At 41.0% G+C, this 17,110-nt stretch carries 11 protein-coding genes and 2 tRNA genes; 5 read left to right on the plus strand and 8 right to left on the minus strand.

Features of this window, described 5'->3' with window-relative positions; genetic code table 11:
• The first annotated feature begins 98 nt into the window (after positions 1 to 98).
• From ESA94_RS02430 to ESA94_RS02440, 3 genes are all read left to right on the plus strand, one after another.
• Entirely contained in the window at positions 99 to 1,580 is a 1,482-nt protein-coding gene (locus tag ESA94_RS02430; protein ID WP_129129266.1) for an MFS transporter, read from the plus strand.
• Positions 1,581 to 1,630: 50 nt separating this feature from the next.
• The gene (locus tag ESA94_RS02435) at positions 1,631 to 2,596 is read left to right on the plus strand and encodes an ROK family protein (RefSeq protein ID WP_129129267.1); all 966 of its coding nucleotides are present in this window, start codon (positions 1,631 to 1,633) and stop codon (positions 2,594 to 2,596) included.
• A gap of 64 nt (positions 2,597 to 2,660) precedes the next feature.
• Positions 2,661 to 3,233, plus strand: coding sequence for a Uma2 family endonuclease (locus ESA94_RS02440; RefSeq protein WP_164972606.1), 573 nt, complete (start codon positions 2,661 to 2,663; stop codon positions 3,231 to 3,233).
• Here the strand turns inward: ESA94_RS02440 and ESA94_RS02445 are convergent.
• The 7 genes from ESA94_RS02445 to ESA94_RS02475 form a co-directional block, all read right to left on the minus strand.
• Positions 3,230 to 4,255 carry a mandelate racemase/muconate lactonizing enzyme family protein gene (locus ESA94_RS02445; protein ID WP_129129269.1) on the minus strand — a complete coding sequence of 342 codons (1,026 nt, stop codon included), beginning with the start codon at positions 4,253 to 4,255 and terminating at the stop codon, positions 3,230 to 3,232. The genes ESA94_RS02440 and ESA94_RS02445 overlap by 4 nt on opposite strands.
• A gap of 122 nt (positions 4,256 to 4,377) precedes the next feature.
• Positions 4,378 to 7,068: a 4-alpha-glucanotransferase gene (locus tag ESA94_RS02450; protein WP_129129270.1), complete on the minus strand. Its 2,691-nt coding sequence runs from the start codon at positions 7,066 to 7,068 to the stop codon at positions 4,378 to 4,380.
• A 285-nt stretch (positions 7,069 to 7,353) separates the two neighbouring features.
• On the minus strand, positions 7,354 to 8,337 hold the full coding sequence (gene bioB / locus ESA94_RS02455; protein ID WP_129129271.1) for a biotin synthase BioB: 984 nt from the start codon (positions 8,335 to 8,337) through the stop codon (positions 7,354 to 7,356).
• 186 nt (positions 8,338 to 8,523) lie between these two features.
• Complete coding sequence (locus tag ESA94_RS02460; protein WP_129129272.1) at positions 8,524 to 11,472, minus strand: S9 family peptidase; 2,949 nt, start codon at positions 11,470 to 11,472, stop codon at positions 8,524 to 8,526.
• Positions 11,473 to 11,683: 211 nt separating this feature from the next.
• Positions 11,684 to 11,920 carry a GIY-YIG nuclease family protein gene (locus tag ESA94_RS02465; RefSeq protein ID WP_129129273.1) on the minus strand — a complete coding sequence of 79 codons (237 nt, stop codon included), beginning with the start codon at positions 11,918 to 11,920 and terminating at the stop codon, positions 11,684 to 11,686.
• Between the two features lie 92 nt (positions 11,921 to 12,012).
• A tRNA-Ser gene (locus tag ESA94_RS02470) sits at positions 12,013 to 12,099 on the minus strand.
• Positions 12,100 to 12,172: 73 nt separating this feature from the next.
• A tRNA-Ser gene (locus ESA94_RS02475) sits at positions 12,173 to 12,260 on the minus strand.
• A 219-nt stretch (positions 12,261 to 12,479) separates the two neighbouring features.
• On the opposite strand from ESA94_RS02475, the gene ESA94_RS02480 reads away from it, so the two are divergent.
• The gene (locus ESA94_RS02480; protein ID WP_129129274.1) at positions 12,480 to 14,183 is read left to right on the plus strand and encodes a hypothetical protein; all 1,704 of its coding nucleotides are present in this window, start codon (positions 12,480 to 12,482) and stop codon (positions 14,181 to 14,183) included.
• Positions 14,184 to 14,225: 42 nt separating this feature from the next.
• Here ESA94_RS02480 and ESA94_RS02485 read toward each other — a convergent pair whose 3' ends face one another.
• Complete coding sequence (locus tag ESA94_RS02485; RefSeq protein WP_129130233.1) at positions 14,226 to 16,328, minus strand: endonuclease MutS2; 2,103 nt, start codon at positions 16,326 to 16,328, stop codon at positions 14,226 to 14,228.
• A gap of 189 nt (positions 16,329 to 16,517) precedes the next feature.
• On the opposite strand from ESA94_RS02485, the gene ESA94_RS02490 reads away from it, so the two are divergent.
• Positions 16,518 to 17,099 (plus strand): DUF1684 domain-containing protein, encoded by a 582-nt coding sequence (locus ESA94_RS02490; protein WP_129129275.1) that lies wholly within the window; start codon positions 16,518 to 16,520, stop codon positions 17,097 to 17,099.
• Positions 17,100 to 17,110: the final 11 nt, after the last annotated feature.

The following is a 17,110-nucleotide window of genomic DNA, read 5'->3' on the forward strand; positions in this document are numbered from 1 at the left end:
ATAGGAAGGACTTTGACTGTTACCAAAAATGAATAAATAATTTTTCGCAAAGCAATTTCTTGCATACTTTCAGCCCTTCAACAACAACTATTTGATTTATGTCTCAGCAAACAAAATGGTCACAATTTGGTGTGCTCATCTCCGTGTTCTTTTTTTGGGGATTTGTAGCCGCATCAAACGACATCCTCATCCCCGTATTTAAAGAAAAGCTACACCTCGCACAATGGCAATCGCAAATGGTTTCGTTTGCATTTTATGTTGCTTACACCGTTGGTTCAATTATTTACTTCCTTGTTTCAAAAGCCGTTGGTGGCGATGTACTCAATAAGATCGGTTACAAGAACGGCATTTCATTAGGTTTGGTTATTTCAGCTTTAGGCACATTGCTGTTTTACCCTGCAGCACAAAACGCATCGTTTAACTTAATGATTACCGGTTTGTTTATTGTTGGTTTAGGCTTCTCATTGCAACAAACAGCAGCAAACCCGTTGGCAATTGTTATGGGCGATCCTAAAACTGGTTCGCAACGTTTAAGTATGGCTGGCGGTATCAATAACTTTGGTACAACCATCGGACCATTGATTGTAAGTTTTGCCATTTTTGGTTCTGTTGGTGCAGCTTCAAGTGATGCCAGCATTGAAAGTATTAAAACGCCTTATTTGATTTTAGGTGCTGCATTTTTAATTGCTGCAGTTATTTTCAGACTGTCTTCTGTACCTAACAAGATCGATCTTGAAGTTGCAGACGATCCTATTCATCTTGATGCGGACTCTTCTACAAAAGGAGGAACATCTAATCCAAAAATGTTGCACAAGAAAAGTGTATTACAATATCCACAACTTGTTTTAGGTATGATCGGCATATTTGTTTATGTAGGAGTTGAAGTATCTACAGCATCGAACCTGCCGGAGTTTATGAAGCAACACCTCAACACGCCTACCGAGCAGATCGCTCCATATGTTTCGTTGTTCTGGGCCAGTTTAATGATCGGCCGCTGGACATCTGCAACAGGTGCATTTGGCGTAAGTAAAAGTGCAGCACAGATCCTTCGCTTTTTAATGCCATACATTGCGTTCGGCGTGTTCCTTTTGGTAAACGCTATTGCACAACACGATCTTTCACATTTCTACATTTATGCTGTAGTGATTGTATTTATGATCATCGGCGATATGTTTAGTAAAGGCAGTCCTGCACGTTTGCTCCTCATTTATTCACTCATGGGTATTACAGCATTGTTTATCGGTATGCTTGCCGATGGTATGTTAAGTGTATACGCATTCATTAGTGTAGGCTTGTTCTGCAGTACCTTATGGCCTTGTATTTTTACACTAGCCATTGCAGGTTTAGGTAAACACACCAACGAAGGCGCAAGCTTTTTGATTATGATGATTATGGGTGGTGGTGTTATAAGCCTTTTACAAGGTGTGGTTGCAGACGATGCTATTCTCGGTATTCAATGGTCGTACCTCGTTGGTGTGGCTTGCTTTGCTTACCTTGCGTTCTATGCCATCAAAGCCAAATCGATCCTGAAAGCACAGGGTATTGATTACGATAAGCTCGAAGGCGGCGGCGGACATTAATAACAACCTTTGTCTATAGTATTAAAAGAATTGAATAAACAACCCGAATTATGACTAAAGACTATGCAGTAGGCATAGACATCGGCGGAACGAATACCAAGTTTGGTATTGTTGACAGAAAAGGAAATATCCTTGAGCAAGGCCGTATGCGTACTGACACACATGAGAATGCAGAAGATTTTATTTCCGAACTGTATGTAAATCTTTCGAAGCTTATTGACTCGCATGGTGGTAGTGAAAAATTTAAAGGAATTGGCGTTGGTGCTCCTAACGGCAACTACTACACCGGAACCATTGAATATGCACCAAACCTTAAATGGAAAGGCATTATTCCTATGGCCGAGCTGATTGAAAAAAAGTTTGAATTACCTACCAAACTCACCAACGATGCCAATGCCGCAGCAATGGGCGAAATGATGTATGGTGTAGCAAAAGGATTAAAGCATTTTATCACCATTACACTTGGTACAGGCGTTGGCAGTGGTATTGTTATTGATGGTAAAATTGTAGTTGGTCATGATGGTTTTGCAGGCGAATTAGGCCATATAATTGTAAAACCGGGCGGACGTTTACACAAAGGAACAGGCATGCGTGGTTCATTGGAATCGTATGCATCTGCAACCGGTGTTCGTGAAACGGCCATTGAGTTTTTAACCAACGAACCGGATACAGCAAGTTTACTACGCAACTATTCAATCGATGATCTTACCAGCGAAACAGTGTACAACTGCGCCATACAGGGCGATGTAATTGCAAATAAGATCTTTGAATTTACCGGTGAAGTTTTGGGTGAAGCATTGGCCAACTTTGTTATGTTCTCATCACCCGAAGCCATTGTATTGTTTGGCGGCTTAACCAAAGCAGGCGACTTAATACTGAAGCCAACCGTTCGGGCAATGGAAGCAAACCTGTTACCCATTTTCCAGAACAAAGTAAAAGTGATCTTTAGTGATCTGAAAGAAGCAGATGCCGCCATTCTCGGTGCAAGTGCATTGGTTTGGGAAAGTGAGCATTAAAAAGCATTATTTGTTCGTAGACAAAAGACGGCAGCTGTTGCCGTCTTTTTTTTATCTTTATTGCATGGCACAGCCCGCAGTTAAATATTATTCACAGGAAGAATATCTTGCTTTCGAACGGGAAAGCCCCGATCGGCATGAGTATTATCGGGGTGAGATTTTTAACATGAGCGGTGCATCGTACGAGCATAATGTTATTGAAGATAACATACGAGTAAACCTTGGCAGCTTTTTAAAAGGTAAAAACTGCCGCTCTCTTGGCAGTAACCTGCGTGTACACGTAAAAGAAAATACCCTTTACACTTACCCGGATGTTTTGATCGTGTGCGGAGAACCGGAATTCCTGGATAATACATTCGACACGTTATTGAATCCGTCTGTTTTGTTTGAGATACTGTCGCCTTCAACAGCCAATTACGATAAAGGTGTAAAGTTTGAATTGTATCGTGATATTCAAAGTCTGCAGGAATATGTATTGGTAAACGCAAGCAAACAGCATGTTGAATTTTATCAACGCAACAAAGACAATTCATGGACACTCACCGAATACAAAAACATTTCAGATGTATTTGTATTACAAACGATCAACAAACCTATGCTGTTGAGCGAAATATATGAAGGTATTTCGTTCGGTTAAAAATCATCCAGCAACTCAATTCCCAATCCCGGTTTATCACTCACTTCTACTTTTCCATACTCATAGCTTAATCCTGTTGCAATATCTTCTGCAAGCAACAACGGACCATCCATATCTACATAATCAACAAGAGGAGCAAGATGAGCAATTGCAGCAGAACCAACGGTTGACTCGTTCATACAACCGATCATGATCTTCATGTTCAATGTACGTGCTTTATCGATCATTCGTTTGGCAGGTGTAATACCACTGCACTTGGTAAGCTTGATATTGATGCCATGAAAATAACCGTTGCATTTTTCTACATCCTGTTCCAGTACACAACTTTCATCGGCAATTAAAGGCAAAGGCGATTCGTTGTACAAAACTTTCATACCTTCCCAATTATCTTTTGCAAGCGGTTGTTCTATCAACTCCACGCCCAATTCTTTCAGTACAGGAATTTTTTGTTGCGCTTCTTCCAATGTCCAGCCTGCATTGGCATCCACACGAAAAACAGCATCGGTGTGTTTGCGTAATGCTTCTACCATTTCAAGATCGCCGGACACACCTACTTTAATTTTATAAACAGGCCAGGGCTTCTCCTGCATTTTTTCTACCATCTTTTCTACTGTATCAATACCGATGGTATAATCGCATACAGGCGCTTTGCTGTAATCGATATTCCAGAGTTTATGCAACGGCAGATTCCGCAGCTTGCCATATATATCCCAGCTGGCAATATCCAATGCACAAACCAAAAAATTATTCTGCGGAAATAAATGATGCAGGTAATGCCAGTAACGTTCCGGATCGGTGTATGCAAACTTCTCCACAAACATTTTCTTGCGTTCAAGATCTTCGGCCATCTTATCAACCGGAATATTGTAATACGCAATGGCAGGTGCTTCGCCGTAACCTTTACGTCCTAAATATTCCAACTCTACAACTAATGCAGGCTGATGTGTTTTCGTTCCCTTTGAAATAGTGAACGGGTAACGGAACGGTAACTCTGTTTTTTTATAGCGAACTTTTAAAGGCATCTGTTTTTAAGGTTTAAGGTTGAGGGGATAAGGCTTAAGGAAAAGGCACAAAAAACAAGTCACAAGGTTCAAGGTTCAAGACTCCATAAACAATAAACTACAACCCATAAACCGCAAACGTTTTATCCTCTTCCACTCGCATCAATATATCCTTTCAACTCCTGGTTAAACATTTCTTCATTCAGCAACTGTTCAAATGAAAGATGCATACGGTAACGCCAGTAGTGTTTCGGATTGGCAGGAACGTTAATCCGTTCTTCAGCCGGATTTTCTCTGCGCAGCACACCATTCATACCCAACAATTCCTGTATTTGAAAAATGCTCCACATTGCAGGCGAGTACAGGTGCTGTGTAATAATGCTGCGAACGATCCAGGGTTCGCAGTAATAAGGCGCTTCGCCTGTTTGTGCTAATTCGTGTGTAAAGAATTTTTGTGTTTGTGTACGGTCTTCTTCCCACCATCCACGAATTGTACTCATATCGTGTGTGCTGGGTGTAACCACACTTAAGTAAGGTGCATCTTTCGGATGAAAGAATTGTTTGGCCGGATCTTTTGGCATGCGTTGAATTTCCAGGCTCAGCATACCCATCTGTTTCATTACATCGGGCACACAATCGGGCACCATACCTAGATCTTCGCCACAAACCAACATATTTGTGCTGCGTTTAAGCGAGGGAAGTTTTGCCATTGCTTCCTTACGCCAGAAATCATCCTGTCTGCGATAAAAATAATTTACATAAAATTCATCCAGCTTACGACGGGAATCTTCATCCAGAAAACGGAACGATGAAGTTGAACTTACACTGATGCGGAAATGAAACTGCTGCGATTGGCTTCCTTCCACTTCAAACAGAATTACATTGCTGATGCAATCGTACAAACCATGTTTGATGTTTTCGTTTTGTGCATTCTGTTCCTGTGCTGCAAAATGCGCTTCTACTTTGCGCTGTGTATTGAACTCTTCTTTTAATTCAAACTGTCCGTTACCAATGTGATTCAGGTAAGGCTTTAATATCTCCACATCACCATTCATTAACTCACGCAATACCTCATCGTTAATAAACGGTTTGCACAAACGTTGATAATCGAACCACAAACCACGTTGACCAAATTCGTTGATGTGTACCGGTAACGCTGGTACAAAATAACCGAGTATACCTTCAACTGCATCCATTGGAATACTCCAGATGCGAAAGAACCCAAGTATATGATCGATACGGAATGCATCGAAATAATTACTCATCTGTTCAAACCTTCTGCGCCACCATTTAAATCCATCTTCTGCCATGCGTTGCCAGTTATAGGTTGGGAAGCCCCAGTTCTGTCCTTTCACTGCAAAATCATCAGGCGGTGCACCGGCCTGCATGCTCATATTGTACAGCTCAGGTTCAACCCATGCATCGCAACTGTTACGGTAAATACCAATCGGGATATCGCCTTTTACAACAATGCCGTTCTTATGTGCATAGTTTGTTGCATCGAGTAATTGCAAATGCAAATGATACTGGATGAAATAATACAACGCAATTTCATCGTAATGCTTTTGCGATGGTGCAACAAATTCCTGTATGGCATGTTCGTTATAAACACTGTGCGATTTCCACTTTGTAAAATCAGGTGTCTTGTACTTATCCCGCAAATAACTGAAAGCAGCGTAAGGAACAAGCCAATACCTGTTCAATTCAAAAAAGCTGAAAAATTCTGCATCTTCATGCAGTGCATCTTTTTGTTCCTGGTACAACTCTTTAGCTGCAGCCCATTTTACTTTCATCACCGCTTCATAATCTACTTCGGGCAATGCATTTAACTCCGTTTGCTTTTTCTTTAATGATTTTATAACCGGATGAGTTGCTTTCTGTGCAATCATTTCCAGGTTGAGATAAACAGGATGCAAAGCAAATGCAGAGATTGCTGCATACGGATAAGAATCCTGCCAGGTATGTGTTGCTGTTGTATCATTGATGGGTAAGATCTGTACGAGCTTCATGCCTGCTTTCTTTGCCCAGTCAACCAACAACTTCATATCGCTGAACTCACCAACACCGAGGCTTTTTTCTGTACGCAAACTAAACACCGGAATAGCAACGCCTGCTCCCTTCCAGCCATCTGCAGGCAATTGTGCAAATCCATCGTGCAGAATGGTTATTTTCTTTTTGCCATAACTATCGTAAAGAATGCGGTTGTTACCACTCTCAAACTGCACAAAAGTTTTTGTTTTGGTATTGAACACACCATACTTATATGCAACAGGAAAACTTTCGTTCGAGAGATCAATGCGTGCTGTCCACCAGTTGTCTTCTTTGTGCATCAGCAATGGTTCTGCATTACTCCATTTGCCCAGTGTTTCGTTGCTGCCCGAAATAAACAACACTTCATCGGCCTTTAGCAACGGAGCTTTTATTTTAAAGAGATGTGTAACGCCTTTATACGTTCTTGTTTTGTTTTCTCTATGCTTTGGGAATAGCACTTCCTGAAAAGGCTGTGTAAAAAAAGCATTCTCATATTCACCTGCATGATTCCATGTATCGATAAGCGTAAGTTCATCCACCTGCAGTTTCATAAACTCAACCACACGATCGTTCCCCCACTCTCTTATTTCTTCGCCATTTTCGTTTTTAAGAATATAGCTGTATTGCAGATCGTTCTCGAAATCTTTACCCAGTTCAACAGTCACCGTCCAGAATTCATCTGTAAGATATTGCATGGGAAGAGCGGCAGACAAATCGTTATTTCCTAAAGCATCGCAGTTTCCTGTAAGAAAAAGGCTTTGGCCATACTGCGTAAAGAAACGCAGATAGAATTGAATCTTCATAATCAACAATTGGGTGGAAAAATACTGAAATTCCGATGGTTATCGGAGTTTATGTGGCCAAAAAGAAGCAGGTTTTTCTGAACTTATCCCTAAATCGTTTGCAGAGAATGAGGACTTCGGCAAAAAAGACCTAAAACAGACTAAAGCCTCCTTCAACCATTTACATGCAAACCACTAAGTAACGAGGATCTGCAGGGGAAATATTGTAAAGCGGCTCGATGCATACATTATTTTCTAATGGCTGCAACAACAGATCGATACGCATCAAGTTTTCTTCCATTTGCATCAGTCATCTGCAAATGGTGAAGCAGCTCCGGCTTTAAATGCTTTGCGTGCTTTCAAACCAAGAATTTCAAACATGGTCATATCATCTTCAAAAGAAGGATTAGGAGTAGTAAGTAACTTATCGCCTGCAAAAATTGAATTGGCTCCGGCCATAAAACACAAAGCCTGTTCGGGCAAACTCATTTCCGTTCGTCCGGCAGATAAACGTACCACGGTTTTCGGCATAACGATTCTTGCAGTAGCAATCATGCGTACCATTTCCCATACAGAAACACGTGGCTGGTTTTCGAGCGGTGTTCCTTTTACGGGAACAAGTGCATTGATGGGCACAGACTCAGGATGATGCGGCAGCGTTGATAATGTATGCAGCATTTTTATCCTGTCGTTGTTGGTTTCGCCTAAACCAATAATACCGCCGCTGCATACTGTAATGTTTGCTTTGCGAACATTATGCAGAGTATCTAAGCGATCGTCGTAAGTTCTTGTGGTGATGATGGTTTCATAATTTTCACGTGACGTATCTACATTGTGATTATATGCATACAACCCGGCTTCTTTCAACTGTTGCGCCTGTTCGTACGACAGCATACCAAGTGTGCAGCAAACTTCCATTCCTGTTTCATTTACTGCTTTAACCATCTCCAGCACACGTGTAAAATCTCTGTTGTTACGTACTTCTCTCCAGGCAGCGCCCATACATAAACGTGAAGCACCGGCATCTTTCGCTTTTTTGGCTGTTGCCAGCACTTCTTCTACCTGCATTAATGCATGCACATCAACATCGGTATTGTAACGTGCAGCCTGCGGACAATAAGCACAGTCTTCAGGACAACCACCGGTTTTAATCGAAATCAAACTACTTATCTGCACTTCTGCATAGTCGTTATTGTTGCGATGAATTTGGGCGGCACGGAATATCAGATCTAATAATGGCGAATGATAAATGTTGGCGATCTCTTCAAGAGACCAATCGTTTCTCAGCATGTTTTCGATTTAGAAGTTGATGACCGTTCCAATATCAACTATCGTTTTTGGAACGGGGCAAAGATAGAGGGAAAGCAAGTTTCATTTCGTCACACTACTCTTCAAATAAATTGCAGCACAACGATATTATACGTAAAAAAGCCGGGATGTTTTTAACATCCCGGCGTGTTATCGATTGCATAAAATTCAGAATGCTCTATCCTCCAGATGTTCGGGCAGTTTTGAACGATCGATACCGTTCTTTAACCACTCAGGAGCTTCTTTTCCTTTAAGGTAATGATCGAAGAATTCCATCATACGCACACTGTAATCTTTCCGGTTCTCCATTTTCGCCAACCCATGATTTTCACCTTTGTACTGCATCATCACCACCGGCTTTTTCAAACGACGTAATGCGTTGTAATACTCAATACCCTGTGTAAAATCAACCGCACCATCTTTATCGTTGTGCAACATCAGCAACGGTGTGTTTACTTTCTTTACATGGTATACGGGTGAGTTGCGCAGGTACGAATCCCAGTTTTCCCATGGACCACCTTTGAAGCGGCCTTGCGATGCTTCGAAAATAGCCATGTTGCCACCACCACTGTTCCAGTAAATAAGATCGTACATACTTACCATATTGGTTAAAGGCGCACCTGCTGCTGCGGCTTTAAACATATTTGTTTGTGTAATAAGATAAGCTGTTTGATAACCGCCCCAGCTATGTCCATGAATACCAATTTTGGTTTCATCAATCACGCCTGTTTGTATTGCCGCTTTTACTGCAGGCAACACACACCATACAGCACTCATACCGGGATCGTCCATTTTATAAACAATATCCGGAATAAATACCGCATAGCCATTGCTGGTGTACATCGTAGGGTTCCATCCTGTACCGCTAAAGCCGGGATTGCTGTAACTGTGCAATGTTTGCGACAGCTTTTCGTAATAATAAACTACAGTTGGATATTTCTTTCCTTTTTCGTAACCGGCAGGCAGGAACAATGCACCTTGCAGTGTATCGCCTTTATCTGAAACATAATTTACCAGCTGTACACCTGCACTCCATTTGTATTTTGCAGCATCGGGTGTATTCTTTGTAAACTGTACAGCATCTGCAAGCTTATCGTTTGCTGTAAAGAACTCTGTAGGCTTATTGAAATCTTCTTTTGCAAACATAAATACGTTTGCATTTTTTGCTTTTACCAATCCACCAACAGAAGCATCTTCCCACACCAATACAGTTGCGCCGGGTTTTAATCCGTTTGTTCCCGGATCAATTGTTACAACACCGCTTTTCTTTGTCCACTCGCCATAAATGCGGAAATAGTTTTTCTTTTTCAGATCAAATCCTTTCTCTTCTTCATCAATGGTATAACGACCGGCGTAACGTATTTGCTCTTTTTTTCCATTCAATGTAAGATTAACTGCACTGCTGCCATTAGCAGCAATTTGCCAGATATCCCACAAATCACGGATAAGAATGTATTTGCTGTCACTGCTCCAGCCAATTACAGAAGTAAGCGGTTTGGTTACATTATGATCGTCTTCGCTGTTTACAAAACTTGTTGCAACTTTTTCTGTGATGTTGATGGCTGCATTTGTTGCAAGGTCGTACACATAATAATGACCGTCTTCACCATACACGAATTTCATACCATCGGGAGAAGGGCGTGGAGTTGAAGTGAATGAGGGACGATAGAAACGTTCCTTGAATTTTGTTTTAGCGCCCGTCTTCAGGTTGATGATGTACAGATCAGAATAGCTTTGTCCGTCGAGGTTCTGATCCAGTTCATATGCATCCACATCTTCGCCCATTGCAAAGAATTGCTTTGGCATAATGGATAAAGAGCGCATGTTACCATCATTCAGCTGTGTAAACTTATTTGTAGCTACATCAACCATTGCCACATAAGAAAAATTCTTATCCTGCATTTCCGTTACCTGCTGGCGGCTTTGTAAACGTTTATCCTGCCAATGCCAGATGTTCATATCGGGTTTTGTTGCATCGTTTGCAGGCTTCACTTCAGGCTTGCCTTTCGCTTCTGCTTTATCCAACGCACGTTTTAAATCGGCAACCGTTTTAATACTTGTATCGGCTTTAATACGCACAAGCACTAACGAATCGGGTTCTTTTACAGGAGTTGCTTTTGCTTTGCCTGTTGTATCGGCTTCTTTCTTTACTAATTCCAAAGGAGCAATACCAAAGAAAACTTTTGTAAGATCATCGGACCAATATGGACGGCGGTTACCGCTCACCGTCATCTTTGCTGGAAAGTTGAGCGAATCCTTTTCAGGATCATATGTAAATACAGTTGGAGTTGTTGCAATATTCTTTACACCCAGCACTATGCCTTTATCCGTTTTATATTTCTCGTCTTTTTTTGTTTTTAAAACTGCAACCGCATCTTTATCATCGGCCCAAACTAAAAACTTATAGCTGAGTTTATCGTTATCCAACACCGATGTTTGACGAGAGCTAACTGTATAGAGATATAAACCGTTACCCGATTTATTGGTTGCATCCACAGTATATGCCATCAGGTTTCCGGCTTTGTTAAAACTAAACTCACCAACATTACCAATATTGGTTGTTTTACCTGTACCAAGTTCAATAATGAGGAGATCGCCTCCCTGTCCATCTTCGGGACGTGGAGGTGCAGCACTTCTTTCTTTTACGGTGCGTACAGCCAAATGTGTTGCTGCTTTTCCGTTAAATGAAAATGCACCAGCCCTTTCAATTTCTGTTTTTTTATTTGTTGCCAGATCGATGAGATAAAGCTTATCGAACAATTGCTTGCCCGGCATTTTTTCGTTGGCCTTTACTTCTCTGAACTTAGCCGATTCTTTATATACAAGCCATTTGCCATCTTCCGAAAAACTGAACTGCGGAAAACTGCTGTATCCAACAGGATACTTTCTTTCTACTGTATCGTTTAATTTTTTTACAACTAATTCGCCGTCTGCTTCAGCAGCGGTAATGGGATATGCGGCCCATTGTCCGTTTGGTGAAAGTGTAACCTGGAAGTTGCTGATGGAGCGCCAGCCGGGTACATCTTTCCAACTCATAGGTTTTGCTTCCTGTTTGGCCTGGCTAAATGCTGCTGCACAAGGCAAGAGCAGAAAGGCCAGTAATGCTTTTTTGATCATTGTTTGATGGTTAAGGTGAAGAAAGCGAGAAAGGTAACGACTATTTTAATATGAAGGAAAGAAGAGATCGGTTGATATGCATACTATCTGAAAGCTATAAAAGCAAAACCTTCCTTCGCTAAAGCTACGGACGTAAACCCTCCGTCGCTGAAGCTATGGAGGGTAAAGGGATTCGACTTGTCCTCCGTAGCTTCAGCGAAGGAGGAACGATTTAAAGTAAATGTTTATTCCTGAAGGCAATGCCCGATCCGGATTTCAAATACTTTTCAAAAGCAAATGCCTTACCCTTGCTGCTAAAAGCACAGTAATATGCCAATTCCAATGGCCTGAAATCACGGGTAGAATCAACATATCCTTTTTGATGCCGATCAAAGCGATCTTTTAAATCATTTGTACATCCGGTGTAATAATTATTATCGGAGCGTTTAAGAATGTAAACGTATTGCATGGTGTTTAGGTTTGATGAAGCAATGAATATAGAAAACATTTCTTCGATGGAAAAGAAGTAACCCTCCTTCGCTAAAGCTACGGAGGGTGATGCGGAGGGAAAGGGATTCGAACCCTTGATACAGTTGCCCGCATAACGGTTTTCGAGACCGCCCCATTCAACCACTCTGGCATCCCTCCGGGAAGATAAAATTACACACAACTTCTTTCGATTAATTGCATAAAAAAACCAGCCACATAAATGAGGCTGGTTTGGCGGAGAGAGAGGGATTCGAACCCCCGGACCTGTGACAGTCAACGGTTTTCAAGACCGCCGCATTCGACCGCTCTGCCATCTCTCCGCGGCAAAAGTAAGGGTACAGTTTTTTTAAGCCAAAAAAATTATCAAATATGTATAGAGATATTTTCGGAGCCTTACCATCTGTTGCTAAAGAGTATTAATAAAACACAATGCCAGCTTGCATTACATCCATTTTGTATTAGCAAGCTGCTTATCTTTTTTAAACTATATTTTCAGCTTTTCACGTCAAACTATAGATTTGCTGCACATTTTAAAACGTATGAAACAACATTTTCTACTAATCCTGTTATTGGCACTGCAAACAACACTCATTGCTCAAAACTCAACTGTTAATTGGGGAGAAGATCTTAAAATTAAAAGGGGCACAACCGAACTGACAATAATTACCGCCGACAACACAGGGGTATACGTACAGGAAGGAGGCGTGCGCTATTTTACTATCGGTATAAACAATATGACGGGATTCAAATTCAGAAAGTTCGACAAATTTTATAACGAAGTTTATGAAGAGGATTACAAACAGGAGTTGAAAGGTAAAGAACTGAACCGTATTATCCCTTTTAAAAACAAGCTTTACATTTTTGCAGATGATTACGATAAAAAAGAAAAGCAATTTATTACTTATGCTGCCGAAATTGATAAAGCTTCCGGGAAGTTAAAAACCGATTGGAAGGAAATTGTGGTTGTACCACGTGAAAACAGAGGTGATGCATATGAGTTCACAATCATTCCTTCTTCTGATTCTTCCTCAATGATACTTGTTGCGGACATCAGCAATAACGACCGTAGCTCTGTAAAAGTTCTTGTGATGAATGAAGCTTTGCAACAGCAGTCCGTAACCACTATTAATCTTCAATATGCAAAAAACAGCTATGCGTTACAGGATGTACTATTCACTAACGACAAAAAAATCCTGCTTGTTGGAAAGATTTATGAAGAAGTTGAACTGACGAAGAAAAGAAAACGACTGATGTTTAAAAAACTTTCCATTGAAAAGTACGACCTGGCCGGAAAGAAAGAAATGGAACTACCCACTTCTGATGCAGGCAAAGTATTGGTAAGCGCCAAAATGATTCAAAACAAAAAAGGCGAGCTCTTTGTTTGTGGCTTTTATTCAAACAATGCAAAAACACAGGATATAAACGGCCTGCTTGTAAACAGGATCGACCTCGCAACAGGTACTGTTATTGCAAGCACTACAAAACAGATTGACCCAAGCATGATCGGCACTTTTGATGATGACGCAGATGATGATAAAGATGCAGAAACCAAGCAATCGAAACTTTCATCGAAACAAGCTGCTGCAGAGGGTGACCTGGATGGTTTTTCGTCTGATTTTCTTTTTAGAAAAATATTTGTTGGCCAGGACAATTCTATTCTTCTGCTTGCAGAAAAATTCAGATTTGACACATATACAAGAACCGAATCGAGCTACGACGGCCAACGATGGACTTACAGAACAGTAACAACTTACCAATACACCAGCGGCGATCTGCTGACAATTAAAGTGGGCGATGACGGCACACTGAAATGGGTGAATGTAATTCCGAAACTGCAGGTTGAAGCTGTAAAAGCAAGAGGCCCTGCAACTGCTACGGGAGTTAATTACAATCCTCATCTTTTTATTTCAGGAGGATTGCCTTTTTACAGTTCCTTCAATGTTGCTCCGTTTAAAAACAAACTCATTTTTTATTATAACGATAACACAAAAAATGCGGCAGTAAAAAAAGTTGGCGACAAGGCTAAATCAACTTACAACTTTAGCAAATCGAATTGTTATACGCTTACACTTGATTTAACAAGTGGCGATGTAGCAAGGAAATTTCTGTTTACAAACGAAGATGAACCAATAGCCATGGTGCGGCACGGCATGCTTACAGGTAATGAACTTTATCTTGTAGCATATAAACCGAGCCTGTTAGGTAAATCGACACTGAAGCTTGGCAAAATAACCATCCGCTAATAACGAAAAGATCCGCTTAACAGCGGATCTTTTCGTTTATTCTTATTCTTCAATTTTATCCACAACCACCACCAAGTCACTCAAACTTACGGTAATGGGAATTGCTCCTAACTGCACAACTGCATTTTTACCCTTCAACTCTTTTACAACACCCACCTGCCGGTTCTTCATCATTTTTACTTTTACGCCGGGCTTAATTTCGCCGCCAATTTCTTTAAACTTTTCGTTGAGCTTTTTATCTTTTTTCTCTGCTACCTGTTTCTGCCGTTGATCAAACAGCAGGGCATTGATCTGTTTCATCACCTCAGCTTTATTATCACTCCGCTTCCACTCCTGCACAATAGCTTTGAGTTTGCGATCCATATCCTTGAGGTAAGCAATACGGTCTTCGGTAATTTTATTCTGCTGTTTTAATAATTCAACCTGTTGCTGATGCCGTTCTTTGTTGAGCACCTGTTCCATTTCTTTTTTCAGGCGTTCATTTTCTTTCAGCAAACGATGCAGTTCTTTTTCTTTTTTCTCGATCTGCCGCAGATCGCTTTCTGCACTGTTCAATAATTTATCTAAACGGAAATGATCTTCATCAACCAACGCTCTTGCACGATCAATGAGTTTTTTGTCGAGACCAATTCTTTCAGCAATAGCAAATGTGTACGAGCTGCCGGGTTTACCAATGATCAATCGATACAAAGGCTGTAAACTCTTTTCATCAAAACTCATAGCACCGTTAATAATACCAGGTGTATGATTGGCCATTACTTTTAAGTTGAGATAGTGTGTGGTTACAATACCCAACGAATGTTTTTTTACCAGCTCCTGCATAATTACTTCGGCAAAAGCACCACCAAGATTAGGATCGCTACCGCTACCCAACTCATCAATAAAAAACAATGTGCGGCCATTGGCTGTTTCCATAAAATGCTTCATGTGCAACAGGTGACTGCTGTATGTACTCAAATCGTATTCGATACTTTGTGTATCGCCGATATGGATCATGATCTGTTTAAAAATCCCAAATTCACTTTCCTGATGTACAGGTACCAGCAACCCACTCTGCACCATCAGCTGCATTAAGCCCACCGTTTTCATGGTAACCGTTTTACCACCGGCGTTTGGTCCGGATATTACCAGAATCCTGCTCTTCTCATCTAAACGGATTTGTGTTGGAATCGTTGGCTTTTGATTTTTTTTGTTGTACAGTAACAGCAATGGATGATAAGCATCTCTTAATTGAATAACAGCTTTATCTGTAAGCATAGGATAATTCGCCTGCATATCCACACCCAGCTTTGCTTTTGCACGAATAAAATCATACTCGCCTAAAATACCATGATAAGTTGTAAGTAAGGATGCATAAACCGAAAGCTGCTGTGTAAGCTCACGCAAAATGCGATACACTTCCCTACGCTCTTCATTTTCTAAACTGAAAATATCGTTGTTCAGTTCAATGGTTTCTTCAGGTTCAACAAATACTGTACGGCGGCTTTCGCTCTCGCCATGCAATATTCCTTTTACCTGGCGCTTCTGTTCTGCAAACAAGGCCACTACTCTCCTTCCACTCAAAAACGATTCTTCAATATCGGCCACATAACCCTGCTTCTGTAATTTTTTCAACACCTTTTCAAACTCTTTCCGCAGCTCGTTCCGTTTGCGGTATAAATTCATACGGATGTTGCTCAACTCTTCACTTGCATCGTCTTTTACCATGCCGCCGCTGTCGAGCACATCATCAATCAACTCCAGAATTACTTTCTCATAATATGTACCTTCAATTACCTGCGTTAATGCAGGGTAAGCCGAACGTCGGTCGCTATCGAACCAGCGAAAAATACTTTGCATATTTTCTGCCAGCTTGCGTAGTTGCATAAACTGTTCTTCAGTAAGTACAGCACCTGCAATACTCAACAGCTTTAACTCTTTCGACAGATTGAGAATATAATCGGTGGGAAAATATTGTCCCTGTTGCGTTATCAGCATCATTTCATAACTCTGCTGCAACTCCAGTTGTATATATTCTTTTCGGGTATGGATGCGCAGGTTCTGTGCCTTATTTTTTGCATACTCTGTTTTGCAATGCTCAAACAACAAGGCCTTTACTTTATCAAACTCCAACTGCACTAATGCCGATTCCGGGAAAAACTTTATCACAGAAAACCACTTTTTTGTTGCCGGCAAAGGTAATTCTTCTCACCGTTCCTTGCGTCGCATGCAGACGCTTTCGGTCTGCATTCCGATATTTTATCGTCGGAACACTTTTACAGCAATGCAGGCAGCAGCAAGGCCGTTGCATTTTGTATCGTACAGTTCATTAAATTGCTGCAAATGACCGGCTGCATGAAATATCTTTTACTCATTTTATTTTGTATACCCATTGTTACAACTGCACAAACTTCTTACGAAGATTCTGTTACTGTATTTCTGAAAAAATATGTTACCGATCACGAAGTGGTTACCGGGGCCGATAAACAAAAACTGAAGTTCTTTCCGGTAAGCAAACAGTACCGCATTACTGCAAGTTTCGAAAAAAAAGAAAACAGTGCATGGTTCTGGATGAATACTTCGGGCAAAGAGAAAAAACAATACAGAGTGTTTGGCGTACTTTATTTTCAACTGAACGACAGCTTGCTAACGTTGCAGGTGTATCAATCACGCAACTTATTGAGTTCGGAAAAATACAAAGACTATCTCTTTATTCCGTTTACCGATAAAACATCCGGTATAGAGAGCTATGGTGGCGGCCGCTACATTGATCTTGTACTGTCAGACATTGTAAACAAAACCTACACAATCGATTTCAACAAAGCATACAACCCTTATTGTGCCTATACAACAGGCTATAACTGTCCTATTCCTCCGCAGGAAAATGATTTGCAGGTAGCCATTAAAGCAGGTGAAATGAATTACGGGAAGCATTAGAAGCCGATTCT

It is taken from the genome of Lacibacter luteus (genome assembly GCF_004118265.1).
GTDB lineage: Bacteria > Bacteroidota > Bacteroidia > Chitinophagales > Chitinophagaceae > Lacibacter > Lacibacter luteus.